The 21,985-nt window shown below is 64.2% G+C and carries 19 protein-coding genes; 9 read left to right on the top strand and 10 right to left on the bottom strand.

Going from position 1 to position 21,985, the window contains the following annotated elements:
- The first annotated feature begins 1 nt into the window (after position 1).
- Genes ABD002_RS09095 through ABD002_RS09085 form a run of 3 tightly spaced genes read left to right on the top strand, consistent with a single transcriptional unit; the run spans position 2 to position 2,662 of the window.
- Positions 2–724 (top strand): class I SAM-dependent methyltransferase, encoded by a 723-nt coding sequence (locus ABD002_RS09095; RefSeq protein ID WP_343789833.1) that lies wholly within the window; start codon positions 2–4, stop codon positions 722–724.
- Positions 721–1,890: a glycosyltransferase gene (locus ABD002_RS09090; RefSeq protein WP_343789830.1), complete on the top strand. Its 1,170-nt coding sequence runs from the start codon at positions 721–723 to the stop codon at positions 1,888–1,890. The genes ABD002_RS09095 and ABD002_RS09090 overlap by 4 nt, the downstream gene beginning before the upstream one ends.
- Positions 1,883–2,662, top strand: a complete 780-nt coding sequence (locus ABD002_RS09085; protein ID WP_343789827.1) for a class I SAM-dependent methyltransferase — start codon at positions 1,883–1,885, stop codon at positions 2,660–2,662. Before ABD002_RS09090 ends, ABD002_RS09085 begins: the two co-directional genes overlap by 8 nt.
- Here ABD002_RS09085 and ABD002_RS09080 read toward each other — a convergent pair.
- From ABD002_RS09080 to ABD002_RS09045, 8 genes are all read right to left on the bottom strand, one after another.
- A complete protein-coding gene (locus ABD002_RS09080; RefSeq protein WP_343789824.1) occupies positions 2,645–3,484 on the bottom strand; it encodes a class I SAM-dependent methyltransferase in 840 nt (279 codons plus the stop codon). The genes ABD002_RS09085 and ABD002_RS09080 overlap by 18 nt on opposite strands.
- On the bottom strand, positions 3,481–4,458 hold the full coding sequence (locus ABD002_RS09075) for a hypothetical protein (RefSeq protein WP_343789821.1): 978 nt from the start codon (positions 4,456–4,458) through the stop codon (positions 3,481–3,483). The genes ABD002_RS09080 and ABD002_RS09075 overlap by 4 nt, the downstream gene beginning before the upstream one ends.
- 42 nt (positions 4,459–4,500) lie before the next feature.
- Positions 4,501–5,673, bottom strand: coding sequence for a DegT/DnrJ/EryC1/StrS family aminotransferase (locus ABD002_RS09070; protein WP_343789818.1), 1,173 nt, complete (start codon positions 5,671–5,673; stop codon positions 4,501–4,503).
- A gap of 192 nt (positions 5,674–5,865) precedes the next feature.
- Positions 5,866–7,785 carry a DUF6056 family protein gene (locus ABD002_RS09065; RefSeq protein ID WP_343789816.1) on the bottom strand — a complete coding sequence of 640 codons (1,920 nt, stop codon included), beginning with the start codon at positions 7,783–7,785 and terminating at the stop codon, positions 5,866–5,868.
- A gap of 105 nt (positions 7,786–7,890) precedes the next feature.
- Positions 7,891–8,331, bottom strand: a complete 441-nt coding sequence (locus ABD002_RS09060) for a pilin (RefSeq protein ID WP_343789813.1) — start codon at positions 8,329–8,331, stop codon at positions 7,891–7,893.
- Positions 8,332–8,942: 611 nt separating this feature from the next.
- On the bottom strand, positions 8,943–9,686 hold the full coding sequence (tfpZ, locus tag ABD002_RS09055) for a TfpX/TfpZ family type IV pilin accessory protein (protein ID WP_343789811.1): 744 nt from the start codon (positions 9,684–9,686) through the stop codon (positions 8,943–8,945).
- Positions 9,687–9,866: 180 nt separating this feature from the next.
- Positions 9,867–11,303, bottom strand: coding sequence for a sigma-54-dependent transcriptional regulator (locus ABD002_RS09050; RefSeq protein ID WP_343789809.1), 1,437 nt, complete (start codon positions 11,301–11,303; stop codon positions 9,867–9,869).
- Positions 11,304–11,421: 118 nt separating this feature from the next.
- On the bottom strand, positions 11,422–13,056 hold the full coding sequence (locus tag ABD002_RS09045) for a sensor histidine kinase (RefSeq protein WP_343789806.1): 1,635 nt from the start codon (positions 13,054–13,056) through the stop codon (positions 11,422–11,424).
- Between the two features lie 279 nt (positions 13,057–13,335).
- Between ABD002_RS09045 and sucC the strand changes: the two genes are divergently transcribed.
- Both sucC and sucD read left to right on the top strand, forming a co-directional pair.
- Positions 13,336–14,505: an ADP-forming succinate--CoA ligase subunit beta gene (gene sucC, locus ABD002_RS09040; RefSeq protein ID WP_343789803.1), complete on the top strand. Its 1,170-nt coding sequence runs from the start codon at positions 13,336–13,338 to the stop codon at positions 14,503–14,505.
- 141 nt (positions 14,506–14,646) lie between these two features.
- A complete protein-coding gene (sucD, locus tag ABD002_RS09035; RefSeq protein ID WP_343789801.1) occupies positions 14,647–15,519 on the top strand; it encodes a succinate--CoA ligase subunit alpha in 873 nt (290 codons plus the stop codon).
- Between the two features lie 56 nt (positions 15,520–15,575).
- Here sucD and ABD002_RS09030 read toward each other — a convergent pair whose 3' ends face one another.
- Complete coding sequence (locus ABD002_RS09030) at positions 15,576–16,472, bottom strand: LysR family transcriptional regulator ArgP (RefSeq protein ID WP_343790188.1); 897 nt, start codon at positions 16,470–16,472, stop codon at positions 15,576–15,578.
- Positions 16,473–16,578: 106 nt separating this feature from the next.
- On the opposite strand from ABD002_RS09030, the gene ABD002_RS09025 reads away from it, so the two are divergent.
- A complete protein-coding gene (locus ABD002_RS09025) occupies positions 16,579–17,193 on the top strand; it encodes a LysE/ArgO family amino acid transporter (protein WP_343789798.1) in 615 nt (204 codons plus the stop codon).
- Positions 17,194–17,298: 105 nt separating this feature from the next.
- The gene (locus ABD002_RS09020) at positions 17,299–18,930 is read left to right on the top strand and encodes an NAD+ synthase (protein WP_343789795.1); all 1,632 of its coding nucleotides are present in this window, start codon (positions 17,299–17,301) and stop codon (positions 18,928–18,930) included.
- Positions 18,931–19,084: 154 nt separating this feature from the next.
- On the opposite strand, the gene ABD002_RS09015 is transcribed toward ABD002_RS09020, so the two are convergent.
- A complete protein-coding gene (locus ABD002_RS09015; RefSeq protein ID WP_343789792.1) occupies positions 19,085–19,894 on the bottom strand; it encodes an outer membrane protein assembly factor BamD in 810 nt (269 codons plus the stop codon).
- A 241-nt stretch (positions 19,895–20,135) separates the two neighbouring features.
- Here ABD002_RS09015 and rluD point away from each other — a divergent pair, with 241 nt between their 5' ends.
- Together rluD and pgeF are read left to right on the top strand one after the other, a co-directional pair.
- Complete coding sequence (rluD, locus tag ABD002_RS09010) at positions 20,136–21,107, top strand: 23S rRNA pseudouridine(1911/1915/1917) synthase RluD (RefSeq protein WP_379988844.1); 972 nt, start codon at positions 20,136–20,138, stop codon at positions 21,105–21,107.
- A gap of 88 nt (positions 21,108–21,195) precedes the next feature.
- Entirely contained in the window at positions 21,196–21,945 is a 750-nt protein-coding gene (gene pgeF / locus ABD002_RS09005) for a peptidoglycan editing factor PgeF (RefSeq protein WP_343789786.1), read from the top strand.
- Positions 21,946–21,985: the final 40 nt, after the last annotated feature.

The following is a 21,985-nucleotide window of genomic DNA, read 5'->3' as shown; positions in this document are numbered from 1 at the left end:
CATGCGAGCCGAGGCCATCCGGCGAATCGCCAACTATCTGCGCCGGACGCCTCTGCACCCGCAATGGCTGCTCGGCGGCAATGAAGTCACCGGCCGCTGGGTCGCTCAAGTCGCGCATGGCCGTATCCTGGACATTGGCTGCGCCGATCGCTGGATCGAGCAACAGCTGCCGCAAGGAAGCGACTATATCGGCCTGGACTACCTTGCCACGGGCAAGCACATGTATGGTGCCCGGCCGGATCTGTTCGCTGATGCTAGCCAGCTGCCACTGGCGGATGCATCAGTCGATACGGTCGTGATTCTAGAAGTCATGGAACACCTGCGTCGGCCGCATGAGGCGCTGCAGGAAATCGCTCGCGTCCTGCGACCCAATGGCCGTCTGCTGTTGTCCATGCCCTTTCTCTATCCGATCCACGATGCTCCGCACGACTACCAGCGGCTGACCATTCACGGCTTGACCCGCGATATTAATGCAGTCGGCCTGCGCGTCGACGCGCTGACACCGATGCAAGGTTCAGCGGAAAGTGCGGGCCTGATCGCCTGTCTCGCACTAGGCGGCATGTCATTGCGAGCCTTCCAGCAGCGCAGTCCTAGTATGCTTCTTGTGCCGTTTGTGATTGTGGCGATCCCCTTGGTGAACTTGATCGCCTGGTTGGCCGGGCGGCTCCTGCCATCGTGGGACGCCATAACTGCTGGCTATCAGCTCGCTGCGACCAAGTCATGAGTCTGCGTCCTGCGTTGGTACTAGTGACGACCTCATTCCCGATCCATGGCGACGGCAGCGAGGCGGCAGGATCATTTGTCAGCGATCTGGCCGAAGATCTGGCGCAACACGTGCCAATCCGTGTTGTTGCCCCTGGGCAGCAATCGGTTCGTGAAGAATGGGCGCCGGGCTTCGAAGTATTCCGTTACGCATCGCCTGCCAAGCCGCTGTCGACACTCAAGCCATGGCGCCCCTTGGAGGCGTGCGAAACCATCCGTGTGTTACGCGAAGGAGCGCAGGCAACCCGGCGAGCGGTGGAAGCCGGCCCAACAGCACATATCTTCGCTTTGTGGGTACTTCCATCCGGATATTGGGCCCGCAGTGCGGCGCGCGCCAGCGGTGTGCCGTATTCTGTTTGGGCGCTGGGCAGCGATATCTGGTCGCTTGGGAAGATTCCGGGCGTGCGCACGGTGCTGCGCAGCGTGATTCGCGGAGCAGCGAATCGGTTCGCGGATGGTTTGGAGTTGGGCCAGGACGCCACTCGTATTGGCGGACGGCCATTCACATTCCTTCCCAGCACGCGGAGACTCGAGGGGCAACGCACCCGACCGCTGGCATCGACTCCGCCGTATCGATTTCTGTTCCTCGGGCGTTGGCACCAGAACAAGGGAATCGATCTGCTGCTCGACGCGCTGGCGCTGCTGGACGACCATGATTGGACGCGCATCTCTGAAGTGCGCATTGCTGGTGGTGGCCCCATGGAAACACTCGTTCGTGAGCGCGTACAGGCGCTTGAGGCTGCACAACGCCCGGTTCGTCTGAGCGGATTCCTGGATCGCGTGCACGCGACCGCCGCGCTGGCGGATGCGGACTATCTACTGCTGCCATCGCGCATCGAGAGCATTCCGGTTGTGTTCTCCGATGCAATGAAGATGCAGTTGCCTGTGGTTTCGATGCCTGTGGGAGACTTGCCCGGATTGATCATCGATCACGGAATAGGTCACATGGCTTCCGACGTGACCGCGGATGCATTTGCTCGTGCCATGAGGGGCGCTTTGGACAGAGCGCCATGTCATTGTTCGCAGGCGTTGTCCAGAATGGAGTCACGGTTCGATATGAACACCGTAGTTGTTCCAGAAATTCTGCGGTTGTTGCCCGACCGCCAGCAGGACCAGTGTGATGTCTGACAGCAAGCGCGGCTACCAGCATGACTTCGCCGAAAGTCATGCCGAGATGTATTCGGATGAAGGGCGCGTGCGCAAGGCCACTACCACGCGATTGATCCTGACCGAAGCATTCGGCGAGAGGCTCAGCCGCAGCAGCGTGCTCAACGTCGGATGCTCAACCGGCATCATCGACGCGGAGCTTGCACCGTACGTGGGTTCGCTGACCGGGATCGATATTGACACCAAGGCGGTCCAGTTCGCGCAGCGCAACCACGTCGCATCCAATCTGGTCTTCAAAGTCGGTGACGCGATGAATATCGATGCCCCCGATGCCAGCTTCGACATCGTCCTCTGCGCGCAGGTGTACGAGCATGTGCCTGACCCGATGCGGCTGATGAGCGAGATTGAGCGCGTGCTCAAACCAGGTGGCGCTTGCTACTTCGCGGCGACGAACCGGCTGAATCCGATCGAGCAGCATTACAAGTTGCCGCTGCTTTCGATGATTCCGGTCAGTTGGGCGCATCGTTACCTGCGCATGCTCGGTCGTGGCGATTATTACTACGAACGGCACATGACGTTCTTGCAACTGCGTCGCCTCGTGGCGCGTTTCGAGATTGAGGACATCACCAGCCGGGTGCTTGATGAGCCCGCAAGATATGAAGCCGAATATCTGTTTTCCGTCCGCAAACTTGCCCTGGCGCGCTTCATCCAACGTACTGCCTATTGGGCGTTTCCCGGTTACATCTGGCTGCTCTGGAAATCACCTGGGAAGCCCTTATCTCGCCGGTGCTGAGTTGAACGGTTTCTCGCACAGCACCCAACGGTGAAGGCCAAAGCTCCGCACTCCGCGGTCACGAAATCCAACTCGTGGTCGGTCAAGGTGCATGGCCGCCTTTGCTAGTGCGTTGAACACACGCGGCCATCGATGGAAGGTCATCAGCAAGGGCAGCAGCATGGTCATTCCGGCGTTGCTTCCGGAGGCGATCTTTCGCCATCCGTCAGGCAGTAGCGTTTTGCCGAGTTCCGAGCGGCTGAATCCGTTGACCGCGAGCGACTGAGTTCGCTTTTGGCGAAAGATATATCTCGATAAGCCGTTGAATTCTGCGCCGGCTTCCAATATTAGGATGCGCGCGCCGGGCGACAGGCTTGCATCGAGCATCCCGATGCCGTCAATCGCGCGCTCGAGCCCGACATACATAAATGCAGTGATCGCGTATGCACCTGACAGGCTGCCCGCCGCGAATGGAGGTTGCGCAATTGACCCCTGAACCGCGTGCCCGTGATCTAACTGGTATTGGCGGCAGAAGCCGGCCTCGTAGTCCAACCCGATGATGTTCTCGAAACCCATGGCCTTGACCTCGTTCACCACGCGGCCATAGCCGCAACCCAGATCGGCGATCCACGTCGATCGCGTACGCTCAAGCGGAGCGAGCGACCATCGCAGCAGCGATCGGTGCCAGGTGTCGATCAGCAGATTGAGGCGAGGCGGCAGATTTCTCAGCAGCACGGCTTGAGGCACGTTGCCGAGCGCGTGCTGTCGCGCGGCCCAATCCGATCTCAGGTGCGATTCCGCGTCAAATTCGTGACTGGTTCCTTCTTTCTTGGATTGGCTCATTCGCGCGGCCGTCTCTGTGCAGCAGCCCATAGCAGCGGCAGCGTCAGTACATCTGCAATCGTCAGGGCGAGGCGGACGACAATGGCCCAAGTCATGAGTGAGGCAGCGGGCAGCCCATAAAGTCCGCCGAGCCACAAAAAGGCGGCTTCGCGCACGACCAGTCCAGACGGTATCAGCACCAGCAGCGAGCCACCGATTGATGCGAGCAGGTAGCTCGCTCCGAGCCAGCACGCTGCAGACATGCCGTGCCCCGGATCGGAGAGGAGCACCCACATGGCGAAGAACGGAACCCACTGGACGGCCAACAACGTGGTGCCTCGCCACGCCTGGTGTCGATCGACAGCGATCGAAACAACCGGCTTGTCGATGGAACCCAATCTCGGCATCAAGGAACTCAGGATGCGCTCCAGCCACCGGCGTCGCTGGGTCAGCCACAGCAATGCCAGCACAGGAGCCATCAGAGTGAGCATCCAGGTCGAGTGAGTGGCCAGCGCACACAACACAATCGTTGCGCCGATTCCTGCCCATGCGTAGGTCAATAGCGTCTGCACCAGTGTTGCTGAGATCACCTGCCGAAGATCCAACGCTGGCGCGAGCAATTGCGTTTCCAGGATCACGCCGAACACCTTCCCCGGCACGTAGCGTGCGACTTGGCTCGCAGCGTAGGCATACCGCACGCGAGCAGGAGGGGGGGGGGGCGTAGCAATGGTCGAAACGACGACGGAGTGCAACGCCGCTGTCAGGACAACTGTGGCAGTTGCCAGCAGTATGACAACAGGATAGATCCAGGTCGGCATCGCGATTGCTTCCGAAGCGAGCTCGTTGACCTGTCCGCGCAGGGCGTACGCCACGAAAAGCAGCCCCACGACGACCAGAAGCACGTTGAGCACCGATCGCAACCAGGGCCAACGCGTACCGGTCGAGCACAGTCGCGCAACCAAGCCCCGCATGCCGACGAATGCATCAGACGCCATGGGTCGACGGCGCGTGGACAACGACCATCGCAATCGCAGGCTTCATTGCGGACACAAACTGCGCACTGCGTCGATCACTCGGTCTACATCTCCATCGCAGAGTTTTGGCGATATGGGCAAACTCACCGTTTGTCGTCCGATCTGCATCGCATTTGGCCAGCCTTGCGGCTGACAGCCAAAACGCTGCTGATAGTAGGGATGTTCAGGAACGGACAGATAGTGGACGCCCACGCCGATTCGCGCCGCGGTCATTCCATCGAGAAACGCATCGCGCCCGATGCCGCAGCGCTCACGGTCGACCTTGATCGTGTAGAGATGGTAGGCGTGGCGGGTATCAGCTTCCGGTTCGGCCGGCAATTCGATGGGCAGATTGGCAAAAGCGGCCTGGTAGCGGGACCAGATCGCCCTGCGTCGATGCCAGTTCGCTCCGACGCGCGCCAATTGATGAATGCCGATAGCGGCTTGCAGATCCATCATGTTGTATTTGAAGCCGCACTCAACGACCTGATAGTGCTTGTAGCCGGCATCGCCGAAGCGGTGCCAAGCATCCTTGCTCATGCCGTGCAGCGCCAGCACCTTGGCCCGAGCGACCAGGCTTTCGTCGCGGCCGAGAATCATGCCACCTTCACCGGTGACCACATTCTTGGTTACATAGAAGCTGAAGCAGCCGAAATCACCGAAGGTTCCGGCCTTGCGACCATGGAACTCTGTTTCGATCGCATGTGCGCAGTCCTCGATTACGACGAGGTCGTGCTTTTCGGCGATGGCCATGATCTTATCCATAGCGCACGGTCGGCCGGCGAAGTGCACCGGCAGGATCGCTCGGGTATGCGGCGTGATAGCAGCTTCGATCTCGTTAGGATCGATGTTTTGAGTCAATGGATCGACGTCCGCCAGTACAGGAGTCAACCCTGCATGCAGGATCGCGTTAACTGTCGCGCAGAACGTGAGGGGCGTAGTGATGACTTCGCTACCCGGAGGCAGTGAAGCGGCCACCATGGCCACATGCAATGCAGCAGTGCAGGAGTTGAGCGCCGCGACGCGGTTCGCGGCGACACCCGCGTAGGTGGCGAAGTCGCGCTCGAATTGGGCTACGCGAGGTCCAGTACCCAGCCAGCCGGAACGCAAGCAGTCTTCGACTTCGCGGATTTCATCAGCGCCGATTTCCGGAGCTCCGAAGACGAGAAAGGGCAGTTGGTGGGAAGTGGTGGCCATGGTGACAGTCCGATGAATCTGCGAGTTGCCCTAGCATGCCAGACAACATCTGCCCCGTTGCACGAATCGACTTCAATTGCTCGTCCAGTGCATGCGCCATTGCAGGCTGTTACTGGCGGGCTTCACCACATCTCAGCGGGGCCGAATGAAGCGACAGAATCGGCATCCGCTTGCATTGGGCCGCCCCCGACGTCAGCGGTCGATCTGTTGCTGCAGAACATCGATGTCTCTGTCATAAAGAGCAGCATTGTTCAAACGACGAGCGGACTCGAGGTGCTCGACCGCCATATCTTTGCGGCCGACAGCTAATGCGATTTTGGCTAGATTGAGTTCAAAGTAAGGGTTGCGCGGATCCGCCGCTGCCGCAGCATTGGTAAGGCTAATTGCTGCCTGTTGATTGTGCGCGATGTTGAACATGTACGCACCATAGTCATTAAACATCATAGCGCGCACTTGTGGGCGCCATCGCGGATTGGCCAGCGCCGCCTCGATCAATGTCGACATGTCGGAGGCCGTCAACGAAAGTTTGCCTTCCGAGGCTGTGACGAGCATATCGAGGAACGGATTCGCTTGTTCGTTCGATGCCGCGTTCTTGAGGCGGTCCGCCAGGTCAGTAATTTCCACAAGCGGCGCAGGGCTCGAGGTGCCGCGGAGTAGAATGAGTGACACGGCGGGAAACACCTGATTGCGGTCAAGTTCCGCCGCCCGCTTCAAGTAGGACGCTGCATGCGGCGCGACCGTCTCAAGATTGCCATTGTTCGCTCCTTCGAGCGCGATTGCACGACCGGCTTCATACTGGGATCGCGATGACATCGGGTGATGTACCGCATCGCTCATGGCGAGAGATAGCGCGCTGCGCCAACTGTCCGCACGCGTCGCCGTGATCCCCGCGAGGACGACGACCGCTGCACTGCTAACCGCCGCGAACACCCGCGGTGATGGCCATCGCGACGCGCTCGCGGATGCCAGCGCGCAGACAGTGCCGAGCAGCAGGCCGGCCATCGGCAGGTAGTTGCGATGCTCGAAGACGAGCTCGAGCGGAAAGATCGTGGACTCCATGGAATGGCCGATCAGGAACCAGGCGACACCGAATGCGAGCGCGGGAACGTGCATGCGAAGGCGCCATGCGATCGCTGCGAGTCCGAGCAGGAACGCAATCGATATCGCGGTCGTGATCGGGGCGAACAAGCCGCTCGAGACCAAGATGTCATCGTGGTACATGCCCATGAACGAGGGCAGTGGGACGAATATCCAGATGAGGTAGTCGCACACGACTCGAGCTTCGGACAGCAGGCGCGTGTAGAGCGTGAAACCGTTGCGCATATAGATCAGCGATTCCGGATGCAGCGCCAGATACGCAGCGAATAGCGCAAGCGGCATTGCGACGCTCAACCAGAAAAATCCGCAGATCACCCGGCGCGCGTGGGGAGGGGCTTCGAAACGAAAGCAGAGAAACTCAATCACCAGCGCGTATGCAACGATCAACGCACCGTTCTCCTTGCATAACGTTGCTAGCAGGCCGAAGACGAAGATTCCCGCAATGGCCATCGGCAGGCTCCGTTCGCCACGTAGCATGCGCAACCTGCCATCGGCATAGCAGAGCAGACCCATCAGAATGAAAAGGGTCGCGAGGAGATTCATGCGCTGGACGATGTAGAGCACGCTGCTCACCAGCAGCGGGTGCAGCAGCCATAGGCCGGTGACGATTAGGGCCAGCGCCCTCGCGTTCGATGGTCCGCTGCATTGCGGCGCGGCCAACCGGTCTGCGATGCGGCGGCTCAGCGCGTAAAGCAAGGTGCCGTTCATCAGGTGGATGATGAGGTTCACGAGCTTGAACGCGAACGGATTCATGCCGAATTCGCGCACGTTGAGGCCGAACGACAGCATGCTGATCGGGCGGCGCATCAGACCCTCGCCAGTCAGGAAAGCAACTGCCAGCCAGTCAGGGGTACCCTTCTGGATCGCCTGTATTGCCGGATTCCAGACGATATTCGGGAAGTCGTCGAACAAGAAGTTGCCGTCTAGTCCGGGTAGATAGATGAGGACGCAGACAACGCCAATGACCAGTAGCCACCAGCGGCTGTCGATCGGGTGGCTCGAAAGCGTGCTCATCGTGGAATTCCGAGATGGTGCGGGCGTTGCACGATGATAGCGGCGCGGGCGGAAAAAAAAGACGCCGCCCGAAGGCGGCGTCCGTTCAAACAAGTGCAGTGTCGATCAGCGGCAGAGCGATGGCACATACTTCGCCGGGAAGGTGGTGCCGGCTGCAGTGTTGCAGGTCCACTGGAGCACGTCTGGGTTCGCCGGGACCGGCGTCGGGAGCAGGCCGTATGCAAGGCTGGCGGCGCCGTAAAGGTCGGTGGCGGCGGTAGTCGTGACGATAATCTGGCCAGCGGCCGGCATGGTCGTGGACGCGATGTATTTGGTCGTGTTGTTGTTGCAGCCGGCGCTCGAAAGGTTCGGCGGCAGATGGCCCTGGCCCTCGTAGAACTCGACGACCGAATTCTTGCAAGCGTCGCCGGCGACGAAGACTTCGCTCAGCTTGGCGCGGACCATGTAGTCCTGGTAGGCCGGCAGCGCGATCGCGGCCAGGATCGCGATGATAGCAACGACGATCATCAACTCGATAAGCGTGAAGCCCTTCTGAATCTTGTTCATGATGATTCCTCTGGTAATGGGTGAAACGGTTTGCCCCTAGAGCCGCCAACCTTGCCAGGCGGGCCCGCTTCCGCGATCGCATTCTGCTCCCGGCAATCGACGGCTCGCGGGTCTACAACAGCAGCTTCCGTGCCAAGCCGAGAATAGCCGATGGGTGGCGGGTTTTTGGAAGTGGGTGTTCGAGGTTGAGACGGGGTTCTCAGGTCGAAAATCAGGCCGTGCGCAAATTGTCAGGGTGTGACAGCTTTGGGCTGTTGGGCGAGCGCCGGGTTTTGTCCAATCGGAGCGGCGGCAGCCGCGGTGCTTATCGGTTGAAGTCTGGAGAGATCGGACCTTCTGGCGCGCCCATGACAGCCGAAAGCTGCGGTCGCCTTTTGTTTGTGCAGGAGCAGATGCGACCGCGATGCTTCTGGATGGAGCTTAGGAAGAGATCAGAAGCGCGGCATCTCGAATCGCGCCATCTTGCCTGGCGCGCTCCCTTCGGACCAAGTGCACTCAGCACATCACTGCGCTTTGCCTTCCGAGCAGTTTCGTTGTGTAAAACGGCAGTTCTGCCGTTTCGTCGCGTTCACGCATACTCCTGCATTCGCCGTTCCTGCTGTATGGGTTCGTCACCAGGGGTCGATCGGCAACGCATCCAGCGTCTGGCCGGTGCTGCGATCGAGCAGCATCGTCAGTGCCGCGCGTCGCGCGTTGATCGGTACCCAGACCACGCTGGCCGCGTCGCGTCGATGATCGTGTAGCCAGGTGTCGAGCTGCTGGATCGAATCAGGATGCTTCTGCCGTAGTCCATCCAATAGCTTTGCATGCGCCAGTAGTTGCGCAGTGACCGTGGAATAGTCGACGTAGTACTGCGGATACTTGTCAATGTCCTTGCCGCCGGCTGCGCTGAACGTAAGATCGTTGCGCGCCGCGATGTCGGTCGGCGGTTCGGCGCCGACAATACGAGGGCCGCTCCATGGCGGCGAGCGGAACTCGGGCTTGCTGGCCTTGGAGAGATCAACCGCGGTCAGGTCATTGGCTGTCACCAGCGAGAAGCGATCGATGGCACCCACGATGAACGCCGGTCGCGCGCGCACGACGACCGACATGCCATAGGTGAACGCGCAGATCTGCGCCAACGCGATTACGGCAAGATCGAAACGCAGCCCTCTCTTGCCGGTGCGGAACACGACGAAGGTCAGCAACGGGCCGAGCACGACATCCACGCCTAGCAGCAGCAGAATCAGTTGATCCGCGCCCGCGGCATGGCTGTAGGGCGGCGGATACCAGACGCCGAAGATCAATGCGGCCGAGACCAGGCCGATGACTGCGCTGATCGAGAGATGGATTGCGGCGGCTTTCCAGCGAGACATGCGGCACCCAAGTCATTTGCGGCGCGCGCGAATATACCCAATCGCGCCAGCGGGATGCAGCATTCAGAGATTCCAGCATCCGCAGCAATGCTCTCGGGAGGCGCCTTCGGCGCCCCCACAAAGAAAGGTGTGGCTTGGTGGGAGCTGCGGCAGCGGCGATGCTGCCGGGCAGGCAGCGACTCACTCGATACCGAGCTTCTCCAGCCGATAGCGCAACTGCCGCAGGGTCAGCCCGAGCTGCTTAGCGGCTGCGGTGCGGTTCCAGCGCGTAGCTTCGAGCGCCTTCATGATCGCGGCGCGTTCGGTCTCGGCGACAGCGGCGGCGAGGTCGCTCGGGAAGTCGTCGTCCTCGTCGTCGTCGGCGTCGCGCGCCTGTGGCGGCGTCGCCCGCGTCGTGACCGGGGGCGGCGGCGCGCCGAAATCGGTCGGCGTGTTGGCCCAGATCTCGGCGGCCGCGCTGGCGGTGCGTTCGCGCGGCGCGAGGCGCAGGTCGTCGAGGCCGATGCTGTTGTTCTCGCAGAGCGCGACCGAGCGCTCCAGCACGTTCTCGAGTTCGCGCACGTTGCCGGGGAAGTCGTAGGACAAGAGCGCCTTCAGCGCGTCCGGCTCGATCCGCGCGGGCGGCGTGCCATTGTCCTTGCCGAGGCGCTCGAGCACGCGCGAGGCGAGTTTCGGGATGTCCTCGCGGCGGTCGCGCAGCGGCGGCACGCGCAGCTCGATCACGTTGATGCGGTAGAAGAGGTCCTGGCGGAACGAGCCGAGTTCGACCAGGCGCGCGAGGTTCTTGTGCGTGGCCGAGAGGATGCGCACGTCGACGCCGATCTCGGCGCGCGCACCGATCGGGCGCACCGCCTTTTCCTGGATCACGCGCAGCAGTTTCACCTGCATGTGCATCGGCAGTTCCGCGACCTCGTCGAGGAACAGCGTGCCGCCTTGTGCGGCGTGGAACAGGCCGTCCTTGTCGGCGCCCGCGCCGGTGAAGCTGCCTTTCTTGTGACCGAAGAACTCGCTTTCCATGAGTTCCGACGGGATCGCGCCGCAGTTGACCGGCACGAACGGCGCGCCGGAGCGGGGCCCCAGTTCGTGGATCAGCCGCGCGACCAGCTCCTTGCCGACACCGGACTCGCCGGCGATGTAGACCGGCGCCTGGCTGCGCGCGACTTTGGCAATCGTGGCGCGCAGTTCGTTCATCGGCACCGAATCGCCGATCAGCTTGCCGGCGCTGGTGGTCTGCTCGCTGCGCTTTTCCTCGGACAATTTCAGCGCGGTCTGCACCAGGCGGCGCAGCACGCTGATGTCGACGGGCTTGGAGACGAAGTCGAACGCGCCGGCCTTGAGCGCATCCACCGCCGCATCGACGTTGCCGTAGGCGGTGATCATCGCGACCGGCGTTTCCGGATACTGCGCGGCGATCAGCGCGATGACCTCCTGGCCGGAGCCGTCGGGCAGGCGCATGTCGGTGAAGCACAATGCGTAGCGGCGTCCGGCGAGACGCTCGCGCGCTTCGGCGACGGTGGCTGCCGTCTCGACGAGCAGGTCCATGCGGCCGAGCGTCAGCGTCAGCAGCTCGCGGATGTCGCGCTCATCATCGATGACCAGGGCGTATTGCTTGCTCATTACCGTCGGGGCCGGTGGCCTGCGTGTCGCAGCTTCAAGGGTAGAACGTGATGCGCGTCATGGTAAAGGATTCGGATTGTCGGGTGGCGCGCCACGGCGTCGCGTCGCGGGATGCCGATCAGCCCGGCTGCGCCGCGATCCGCGACGCCAGCAGCGAGCCGGCCGGCGTCAGCGTGATGCGGAAGCAGGCGCCACCGCCGGCGACCGGCACGTATTCGAGCGAGGCCTGGCTCGCCTCGCTCATCTGCTTGGCCAGGTACAGGCCGAGGCCGGTGCCGTATTCATGGGTCGTGTAGAACGGCTCGAAGATCTGCGCGGCGACCTTAGGCGGGATGCCGGGGCCGCGGTCGATGATCTCGATCAGCGGCGGACCCTTTTCCGCGGCGAGCCGCGCGACCACGCTGACGCGCGCCGGCTGGTTCGGCTGGCGGCCGTAGCGGAGCGCGTTCTGCACGAGGTTCCAGACTACCTGCTGCAGGTGCTGCGGGTCGACCATCGCCTCGATCGTCCGGTTCTGCGTGACTGCGCGCAGGTGGTCGCCGCCGAGGTCGTTGGACTGCTTGTAGTCCTCGACGAACGCGAGCACCCAGGCATTGAGGTCGATGCTCTCCGGCCGCGAGCGTTCGCGCCGCGACAGCTGCAGGATGTTCTCGACGACGTCGTTCGCGCGCGTGCAGTGGTTGTTGATGATGTCGACGAGGCGCTTGTCCTCCGCGTTCAGCTTGGACTCGGCGAGCAACTGCGCCGAATAGCGGATCGCCGCGAGCGGGTTGCGGATCTCGTGTGCGATCGACGCCGACAGCCGGCCGAGCGAGGACAGCGTGAGTTCCTCGGCGCGCCGCGACAGCAGCGAAGTGTCGTCAAGGAAGATCAATACGTTGGTGTCGTCGTTCGGCGCGAGGCGCGTGAAGCGCGGAATCACCTCGGGCACGTCGGCCGCGAGCGCGACCGCGGTCTGGTCGGTCTTGCCGGAATGGCGCCAGTGGTAAAGCCGCCGCGACAGCTCCGCCGCGATGGTGCCGAGCTCGCGCTGGCTCGGCGAAGGATTGCCGATCAGGTGCCAGGCCGATTCGTTGATGCGCAGCACGCGGTTCGCCGCGTCGACCAGCAGCACGCCGGTCTTCATGCGCTGGATGATCAGGTCGTTGATCTGTTCGAGATTGAGAAGATCCACGCCGCGCTGCGCGGCGAGATCCTCGGTCGCGCGCATGTGCCCGCCCAGATAGCGCAGCAGCGCGGCGACGACGAAGTAGGCGACCACGATCGCGGCGGTTTCAGCGTTAGGCACTTCCGCCGCGGCATCGGTCAGCCGCGCGTAGGCGTACGGCGCGAGCACGCCGAGCGAGGCGATCCCCGCGAACATGTAGGCGCGGTGCGGCAGAAGCAGCGCGGCGATGCCGACGTTCACCAGCGCCATCATCGGCACAATGCTGTGCCCGGCCAGCGCGACCAGGATCAGCGACGCGGCGAGAATGTCGATGAACAGAGCCGCGCTGATGCCCTCGGTCAGGCGCCTGCGCAGGCGGTCGGTGCCGAGCAGCAGCCCGACCGTGATGATCAGGTACGCGATCGCGGTGATCTGCCCGAGCAGCGGGTGCGCGACCTTGACCCACTCGCCGGCGTACGGGCTGAACGTGAGACCGGCGTAGACCGCGGCCTCGAGGCAGCGGTAGAGATTGAAGAAATAAAGCTCGCGCCGGGTGATGTCTCCCGGTGAGGTGGTGGCGCTGTGCACTCGGGGTTCCGCGGTCACGATGACTCCATGCGCCGGCAGTATAGCGATGATAGGAGGGAGCGGCGGCGGCAAGTGCCAACCGCATCGCGTCTGCCGGCGCTGCCGCGCAGGCGGCGGCACTGTCACGCGGGAGTGGCAGACGGGCGCTCTGCGCCCCTGCTTTTTGATTTCACCCCCACGTTCCCCGAGAATAGGCGCCCCGTTACGCGGCCGGCATCGCGCCGCCGCCCTCTGGACTGCGCTTTTGCGGCGTGCTGCCTGCGCCGCCCCCGCGCGTCCCTTCGTCAAGGTGCCCGCATGAATTTTCACGAATACCAAGCCAAGGAATTGTTCGCCGAGTACGGCATCCCGGTACCGCCGGGCAAGGTCGCATCGTCGCCGGAGCAGGCGGTCGAAGTCGCCAAGGCGCTCGGTGGCGAGCAATGGATGGTCAAGGCGCAGATCCACGCCGGCGGCCGCGGCAAGGCCGGCGGCGTCAAGTTCTGCAAGTCGTTCGATGCGGTCAAGGCGGCCGCGGCCGGCATGCTCGGCACGAAGATGGAAACCTACCAGTCCGGCGGCCGCGCGCTGCCGGTCAATCTGGTGCTGGTCACCGACGCGACCGACATCGCCAAGGAACTGTATCTGTCGATCCTCGTCGACCGCGACAGCAAGGCGGTTTCGTTCATCGCCTCGGCGCAGGGCGGCGTCGACATCGAGCAGGTCGCACGCGAGACGCCTGAGGACATCCATACGATCGAGGTCAACTTCGTCGAGGGTCTGCAGCCGTACCAGTGCCGAAAACTCGCGTTCGACATGGGCCTGACCGCGAAGCAGGCCAGCCAGCTGACCAAGATCATGCTCGGCCTGTACAAGCTGTTCAATGAGCAGGATCTCGCGTTGGTCGAGCTGAACCCGCTCGCGATTCTCGCCGACGGCAATCTCGCGGCGCTCGATGGCAAGGTCAATTCCGACGACAACGCCGAGTTCCGCCATCCGAAGCTCGCCGTGATGCGCGACCTGACCCAGGAAGACGCGGCCGAAGCCGCTGCGGTCCAGCACAACCTCAACTACGTGACGATGGACGGCAACATCGGCTGCATGGTCAACGGCGCCGGCCTCGCAATGGCGACGATGGACGTGATCAAGCTGGCCGGCGGCGAGCCGGCCAACTTCCTCGACGTCGGCGGCGGCGCGACCAAGGAGCGCGTGACGGAAGCCTTCAAGCTGATTCTTTCGTCCGACAAGGTGCAGGCGATCCTGGTCAACATCTTCGGCGGCATCGTGCGCTGCGACCTGATCGCCGAGGGCATCATCGCCGCGGTGAAGGAAGTCGGCCTGAAGATTCCGGTGATCGTGCGCCTGCAGGGCACCAACGTGGAGAAGGGCCGCGAGCTGCTCGCCAATTCCGGCCTCGCGATCACCCCGGCCGACGACCTCAACGACGCAGCGCAGAAAGCGGTCGCGTCGGTCAAGGCCAAAGCCTGACGAACTCCCACCGTTCGTGCTGAGGTATCGAAGCACGAACGGCGCGACGTCCGTTCACCCTTCGATACCTCAGGGCGAACGGATTGGAAATTGACGGCCTTGCGCCAACGGCGAAAGGCAAAGTTATCGAAGGACCCATCCATGAGCGTTTTGGTCAACAAGAACACCAAGGTCATCACCCAGGGCTTCACCGGCCAGCAGGGTACGTTCCACTCCGAACAGGCGGTCGACTACGGCACCAAGCTGGTCGGCGGCGTGACCCCGGGCAAGGGCGGCAGCACGCATATCGGCCTGCCGGTCTACAACACCGTGCTCGACGCGGTGAACGACACCGGCGCCGACGCGTCGATGATCTTCGTGCCGCCGCCGTACGCGGCCGACGCGATCCTTGAGGCGGCCGACGCGGGCGTGAAGGTCATCGTGACCATCACCGAAGGCATTCCGGTGCTCGACATGCTGCGCGTCAAGAACGTGCTCCGGCAGTACCCGGACACCGTGCTGATCGGGCCGAACTGCCCGGGCATCATCACGCCGGGCGAATGCAAGATCGGCATCATGCCGGGTCACATCCACAAGCCGGGCAAGGTCGGTATCGTGTCGCGCTCGGGCACGCTGACATACGAGGCGGTGTTCCAGACCACCAACGTCGGCCTCGGCCAGTCGACCTGCATCGGCATCGGCGGCGACCCGATCAATGGCCTGAACTTCATCGACTGCCTGAAGCTGTTCCAGGACGATCCGCAGACCGAGGGCATCATCATGGTCGGCGAGATCGGCGGCAGCGCCGAGGAAGAAGCGGCCGAGTTCATCGAGGAATTCGTGACCAAGCCGGTCGTCGCGTTCATCGCCGGCGCCAGCGCGCCCGCGGGAAAGCGCATGGGCCACGCCGGGGCGATCATCTCCGGCGGAAAGGGCACCGCCGCCGCGAAGTTCGCCGCACTGGAAAAGGCCGGTGTGACCACCGTGAAGTCGCCTGCCGATCTCGGCAAGACGCTCGCGGCGAAGATGAAGTAGGTCTCGCACTCTACGTTGTCGATGAAAAAAGCCGCGGCCCCGTGCCGCGGCTTTTTTCATGCGCGCAAGGCGCTCGCGGCCGCCTCGCGCAGCGTCTGGCTGATCTGCTGCAGGGTGCTTGAGCGCACTGCCGCGTGCTGCCAATACAGCGGCACGTCGAGCCAACGTTTCGGATCGAGAATCACGATCGTCTTCGACTGCAGTGCCGGTGCGATCAGCGACTCCGGTGCGAGGCACCAGCCGAGGCCGCGCGCAGCGGCCTCGACGAAACCGGAGGACGTGGGCAGATAATGCACGGGCGGCGCGAGTCGAGCGCGCGTGATGCGGCGCACGAAGCGCCATTGCAGCGCGTCCTTGCGGTTGAACACGATCATCGGCGCGCGCGCAAACGCGGCGGCCTCGACGCCTGCTGCGAAGTAGCGCGCGGCGAACTCAGGAGAGGCGATCGCGCGGTAGCGCATCGTGCCGAGCGCGTGCACGTTGCAGCCCTGCAGCGGCGTCGCTTCGGCAGTGACCGCGCCGAGCACGGAGCCGTCGCGCAGCAGGTCGAGCGTATGGTCCTGGTCGTCCACGCGCACATCGAACAGGTAGCCGTACTGCCGATGCAGCTGCGACAGCGCGACGACGAACCACGTCTCGAGCGAGTCGTCGTTGACCGCGATCGCGATCGAGCGCGCGGATGCCGCTGCGCTTTCCTCCGGCAGGAAATCGGCCAGTGCCTCGGCCTCGAGCGCCTGCATCGGCCGCACGCGGCGCAGCAGTTGCTCGCCGGCCGGCGTCGGCCGGCACGGCGCCTGGCGCACGACGAGCACCTGGCCGAGGCGATCTTCGAGCGCCTTGATCCGCTGCGACACAGCCGATGGCGTGACCGAGAGGCGGCGTGCAGCCACATCGAAGCTGCCTTCCTCGAGCACGGCGGCGAACGCGGCGAGTTGTGGATGGATGAGGTCCACGGGCGACGGCTTCACATTAGATTTGCTTCATAGTCTATAGAAAAAGTAGCTCGCCTTAAGCATGGCGGCGCGGCAGGCTGGGCATTCCGTCGTTTTGGATTTCGCCATGTTCCTCGCTGCAGCATCCGCCGGCTTTGCTGCCGGCGCCGGCCTCATCATCGCCATCGGCGCGCAGAATGCCTTCGTTCTGCGTCAGGGCCTGCTGCGCCAGCATGTCGGCCTCGTCGTTGCGATCTGCATGCTCGGCGACATCGCGCTGATTGTCTGCGGCGTCGCCGGCATCGGTGTATTGGTGCGCGAATGGCCCGCGCTGTTGCAGCTGCTGCGCTTCGGTGGCGCGGCCTTCCTCGGCGCCTATGGCCTGATGGCGGCGCAGCGAGCATGGCGCGGCTCCGGCGCATTGACGCCGACGGCCGGAGATGAGGCGAATTGGCGTCGTGCGCTGCCCGCCTGCCTTGCGTTCACCTTCCTCAATCCGCACGTCTATCTCGACACGATGGTGCTGCTCGGCAGCCTGTCCACGCGCTATTCGGGCATGGCACGTTGGGCATTTGCCGTGGGTGCCTGCTGCGCCAGCGTGCTGTGGTTCTCGACGCTCGGCTACGGCGCGCGCCTGCTGCTGCCGGTATTCCGCAATCCGCGCGCGTGGCGCGTGCTCGATGCGCTGATGGTGGCATTCATGATGGCGTTGTGCCTGCTGTTGCTGCTGCGGCCGCTCTGAACGCGCGGCGTTGGGCACTGGCCGTCGGGCGGCGTGGGCGCCGTAGCGGCGGCAAACGCACCGGGCGCGGCTATCATGCCGGTCCCTTCCTCGTGTTGCGTGTCCATGAGTTCAGTCCGCATTGCCCTCGCCCAGTTCGATTTCCCCGTCGGCGCCGTCGCGCGCAACGAGGCACGCATCGCCGCGCTGATCGCGGAGGCGCGCGATGTGCATCGCGCCGACGTCGTGCTGTTCCCGGAGCTCGCGCTCAGCGGTTATCCGCCGGAAGACCTGTTGCTGCGGCCCGGCTTTCTCGCCGAATGTGCAGCGGCGATCCGGCGCATCGCCGCTGGCGTGCACGGCATCGTCGCCGTGGTCGGTTGGCCCGAGGCGGCCGGCGCGGTCGTCTACAACGCGGCCAGTGTTTTGCGCGATGGCGGCATACGGACGACCTACCGCAAACGCGAGCTGCCGAACTACGCGGTGTTCGACGAGCGCCGCTATTTCGAGGTCGATCCAGACGGTGGCTCCTGCGTGTTTGAAGTGGCAGGCGTGCGCGTCGGCGTGGTCATCTGCGAGGATGTCTGGTTTGCCGAACCGGTCGCCGCTACCGCACATGCCGGCGCCGAGCTGCTGCTGGTGCCGAACGCCTCGCCGTTCGAGCGCGACAAGCACGCGCAGCGCGATGCATTGCTCGCGTCGCGCGTCGCCGAAACCGGTCTCGCGGTCGCCTACCTCAATCTCGTCGGCGGTCAGGACGCGCTGGTGTTCGACGGCGCCTCGGTGCTCGCCGACGGCGACGGCACGATTCATCCGGCCGCGCGCGCGTTCGAGGAGCACTGGCTGGTCGCCGACTACGAAGCGGCCACGCGCAAGTTCGTGCCGGTCGCATGGCCGGTCGAGGGCGACGAAAGTCGCGATGCACTGGCTTGGCGCGCCATCGTGCGCGGCACGCGCGACTACTGCGCGAAGAACGGATTCGGCAAGGCCTGGATCGGCCTCTCCGGCGGCATCGACTCGGCGCTCGTGTTGAGCATCGCCGTCGACGCGCTCGGCGCGGACAACGTGACCGGCGTGCGCCTGCCGTCGCGCTATACGTCCGGTCTCAGCAACGATCTCGCCGACGAACAGGCCCGTGCGCTCGGTGTGAAGATACTGACCATTCCGATCGAGGCGCCGTTCAAGGGCTTCAGGGAGGCGCTCGCGCCGGAGTTCGCGGGCCATGCCGCGGACGCGGCCGAGGAGAATATGCAATCGCGCTGTCGAGGCGCGATCCTGATGGCGCTGGCCAACAAGTTCGGCGGCCTCGTGCTGACGACCGGCAACAAGAGCGAGTACGCCGTCGGCTACGCGACGATCTACGGCGATATGTGCGGCGGCTACGCGCCGATCAAGGACCTGTACAAGACCGAGGTCTATGCGTTGGCGAACTGGCGCAACTCGATCGGCGGTGCGCCGGTGATTCCGCCTGCGGTGATCGAGCGCGCGCCGTCGGCGGAATTGCGCGACAACCAGACCGACCAGGATTCATTGCCGCCGTACGACGTTCTCGATGCCATCCTGTTCCGCCACGTCGATAAAGAGCAGTCGCGCGATGAGATCGTGCGAGCGGGTTTTGCCGGCGAGGTTGTCGATCACGTACTGCGGCTGGTACGCATCAGCGAATGGAAGCGCCAGCAGGCCGCGCCGGGCCCGAAGGTCTCGCGGCGCGCGTTCGGGCGTGAAAGGCGCTATCCGATTACGTCGGGGTGGCGCTGAGGCTGCGAAGTGATCGGAGATCGCTCGGCTTCGCCTCGCGAGCCATTGCTAGGCTCGCGCGTCCTGCGCTTGCCAAGCAACCCGGCCCTCGGCTCCTGCCTCGGGCGTTCGCCGGCGCATGCGATGCCTGAGGGCATCGCATAGGCGCGCAGGCTCACCCCCGGTTTTGCAGGGGGATCAGCTTCCACCAGTTCGAACGGTACTTCGGCCAGTCACCGTGCAGGGATGGGTGATCGGGGTAGTTGAGCTTCAGCACGCGCTCGGCATCGTCGGCGAGCTTGTCCTGGCCGAGCTTCTTGTAGCTGGCGACCATGATCGCCAGCGCGTCGCCGGCCTGCGGTGTCTGCGGGTAGGCCTCGATGATCGACTTCGCGCGGTTCGATGCGGCGACGTAGGCATTGCGCTTCAGGTAGAACAGCGCGATGTTGAGATCGGCCTGCGCCATCATGTTGCGCAGGTAGATCATGCGCTGGCGGCCGTCGGCCGCGTATGCACTCTGCGGATAGCGGCTGACCAGCGCGCCGAAGTCGTCGAACGACTGGCGCAGGTTGGCCTGGTCGCGCTGGGTCATGTCCAGTCCGACGTACTGCTCGAGGAAGCCGCCGGCGCGATCGAAGTTGATCAGGCCGCGCAGGTAGTACGCGTAATCGACGTGGCGATGCGTCGGATAGGTCTTGATGAAGCGGTTGATCGTCGAATAGGCGTCATCCGGCTTGTCGTCCTTGTACTGGGCGTAGGCCAGGTTGAGCTGCGACTGCTCGGTGTACGGACCGAACGGAAAGCGCGCGATCAGGCGAGTGAACGTGCGCGAGGCGAGGTCGTTGTTGCCGCCGTCGAGTGCCGCGACGCCGTTCTGGTACAGCTGCTCGACCGGCAGCGTATCCATCGGATCGCCCTTCTTGCCGCGATGGAAAAGGGAGCAGCCGGCCAGCGCGACGACGAGCACGAGCAGGAGGGTGCGCAAGGCTACGTTGCGTACGAGAAACGGGAAAGCTGGGGAAACTCGCATGCGGGGGGCAGGCTCTGCGATGATGGATGGGATGGATGGAAAGCCGGAGACTTGCGCTGCACCGGGCCGGCCCGGTTGCGTGAGCTGGTCTGGCGCGACCGTCCGATCGGGGAGCCGGCGCATCGTTGCGCCGCACCCTGACCACTGATCATAACCCGAACGTTGCCCGCGCTGGAAACGCAGCCGTGCACAGGATTTGAGCATGACCGAACCGGAATCCCGCCTGAATGCCACTGTGCCCGTCGAGCTGGCCGGGCGTCGCTTCGACCAGGCCTTGGCCGAGCTGTTTCCGGACTATTCACGGTCGCGGCTGACTGCGTGGATCAAGGACGGCGCGGCCCTGCTCGATGGCGAGAGCGTCGCGCCGCGCCGCATCGTGCACGGCGGCGAGGCGGTTGCGCTCAGCGTGCGCATGGAACGCGAGATCGGCGCCGAGCCGGAGGCGATCGCGCTCGACATCGTGCACGAGGACGCCGACGTGATCGTGGTCAACAAGCCGCCTGGCTTGGTCGTGCATCCAGGCGCCGGCAATCCGGCCGGCACCCTGCAGAACGCACTCCTGCATCACGATCCGAAACTCGCCGAAATCCCGCGCGGCGGCATCGTGCACCGGCTCGACAAGGACACCTCGGGCCTGATGGTGATTGCACGCAGCATGCGCGCGCATACCTCGCTGGTCGAGCAGCTGTCCGCGCGCGACGTGCATCGCCAATACGCGGCGATCGTGTATGGCGCGATGGTCGCCGGCGGCCGCGTCGATGCGCCACTCGGCCGCCATCCTCACGACCGCCTCAAGCAGGCCGTGCGCGAGGACGGCCGCGAGGCGGTCACGCACTACCGCGTGCGCGAGCGCTTCCGCACGATGACCCTGGTCGAGTGCCGGCTCGAGACCGGAAGGACGCATCAGATCCGCGTGCACATGGCGCATGTGCGCCATCCGCTGGTCGGTGATTCGCAGTACGGCGGCCTGTTGAAACTGCCCAAGGGCGCGGGCCCCGAACTCGTTGCCGCGCTGCGCGGCTTCCGCCGCCAGGCGCTGCATGCGGAGCGGCTCGAATTCCTGCACCCGGCGAGCGGCGAGACGGTCGCGTTCGAGGCTGCGCTGCCGCCGGACATGCAGGCGTTGCTTGCGGCGCTGCGTGTCGACACGCGCGAGCATGCGGCGTGAGTCTTGATTCATTCCCGTGGGAGCGTCGGCAGCCGCGATGCTCTGGAGGAAATATCGCGGACGCCGCCATGGGTGGCTGCGGGTGACATTGGATGATCGCCTCCATCCGGACTGGCCGGCGCCACCGACGATCCGTGCGGTGGTGACCACGCGGTGCATGGCCGGGCATTCGCTGCCGCCGTTCGATGCCTGCAACCTCGGCTCGCGTTGCGGTGATGCGCCAGCCGCCGTCGCTGCGAACCGTGCGGATCTGGTGCAGACGCTCGGTCTGCCGGCATCGCCGCGCTGGCTGCGCCAGGTGCACGGCACCCGCGTTTTCGATGCCGACGCGCGGAGTGCGGATGACGACGAGCCCGCAGCCGATGCCGCGGTCACGCGCGCCAGCGGCACCGTGCTTGCGATCCTGACCGCCGACTGCCTGCCGGTGCTGCTCTGCACGGACGACGGCTCCGCGATCGCTGCTGCGCATGCGGGATGGCGCGGCCTGGCCGCCGGCGTGATCGAGGCGACGATCGCGCGGCTCGGTGTTCCTGCTTCTCGCCTGCTGGCGTGGCTCGGACCTGCCATCGGTGCAGACTCCTATGAAGTCGGCGACGAAGTGCGCGCCGCGTTTGTCGACCGCAGTGCGCACGCTGCGGCCGCATTCGTGCCGACCCGCGGCGGCCACTGGCAGTGCGATCTGTACGCGCTGGCGCGGCTGCGGCTCGCTGCGGCCGGCATCGCGCGGGTCCACGGCGGCGGCTTCGACACGTTCACCGACACGCGTTTCTATTCCTACCGGCGCAACCGCGAAACCGGGCGCTTCGCCAGCCTGATCTGGCGCGCAAGGGAGAGCTGAAACGCTGCTTTCATGCGAATCCACGTAAAAAACGGCCCCG

The sequence above is a fragment of the Dokdonella soli genome (assembly GCF_039523175.1).
Taxonomy (GTDB): domain Bacteria; phylum Pseudomonadota; class Gammaproteobacteria; order Xanthomonadales; family Rhodanobacteraceae; genus Dokdonella_A; species Dokdonella_A soli.
Note: the sequence above shows the minus strand (reverse complement) of the source record. Positions and strands in the feature narration are given on the sequence as shown.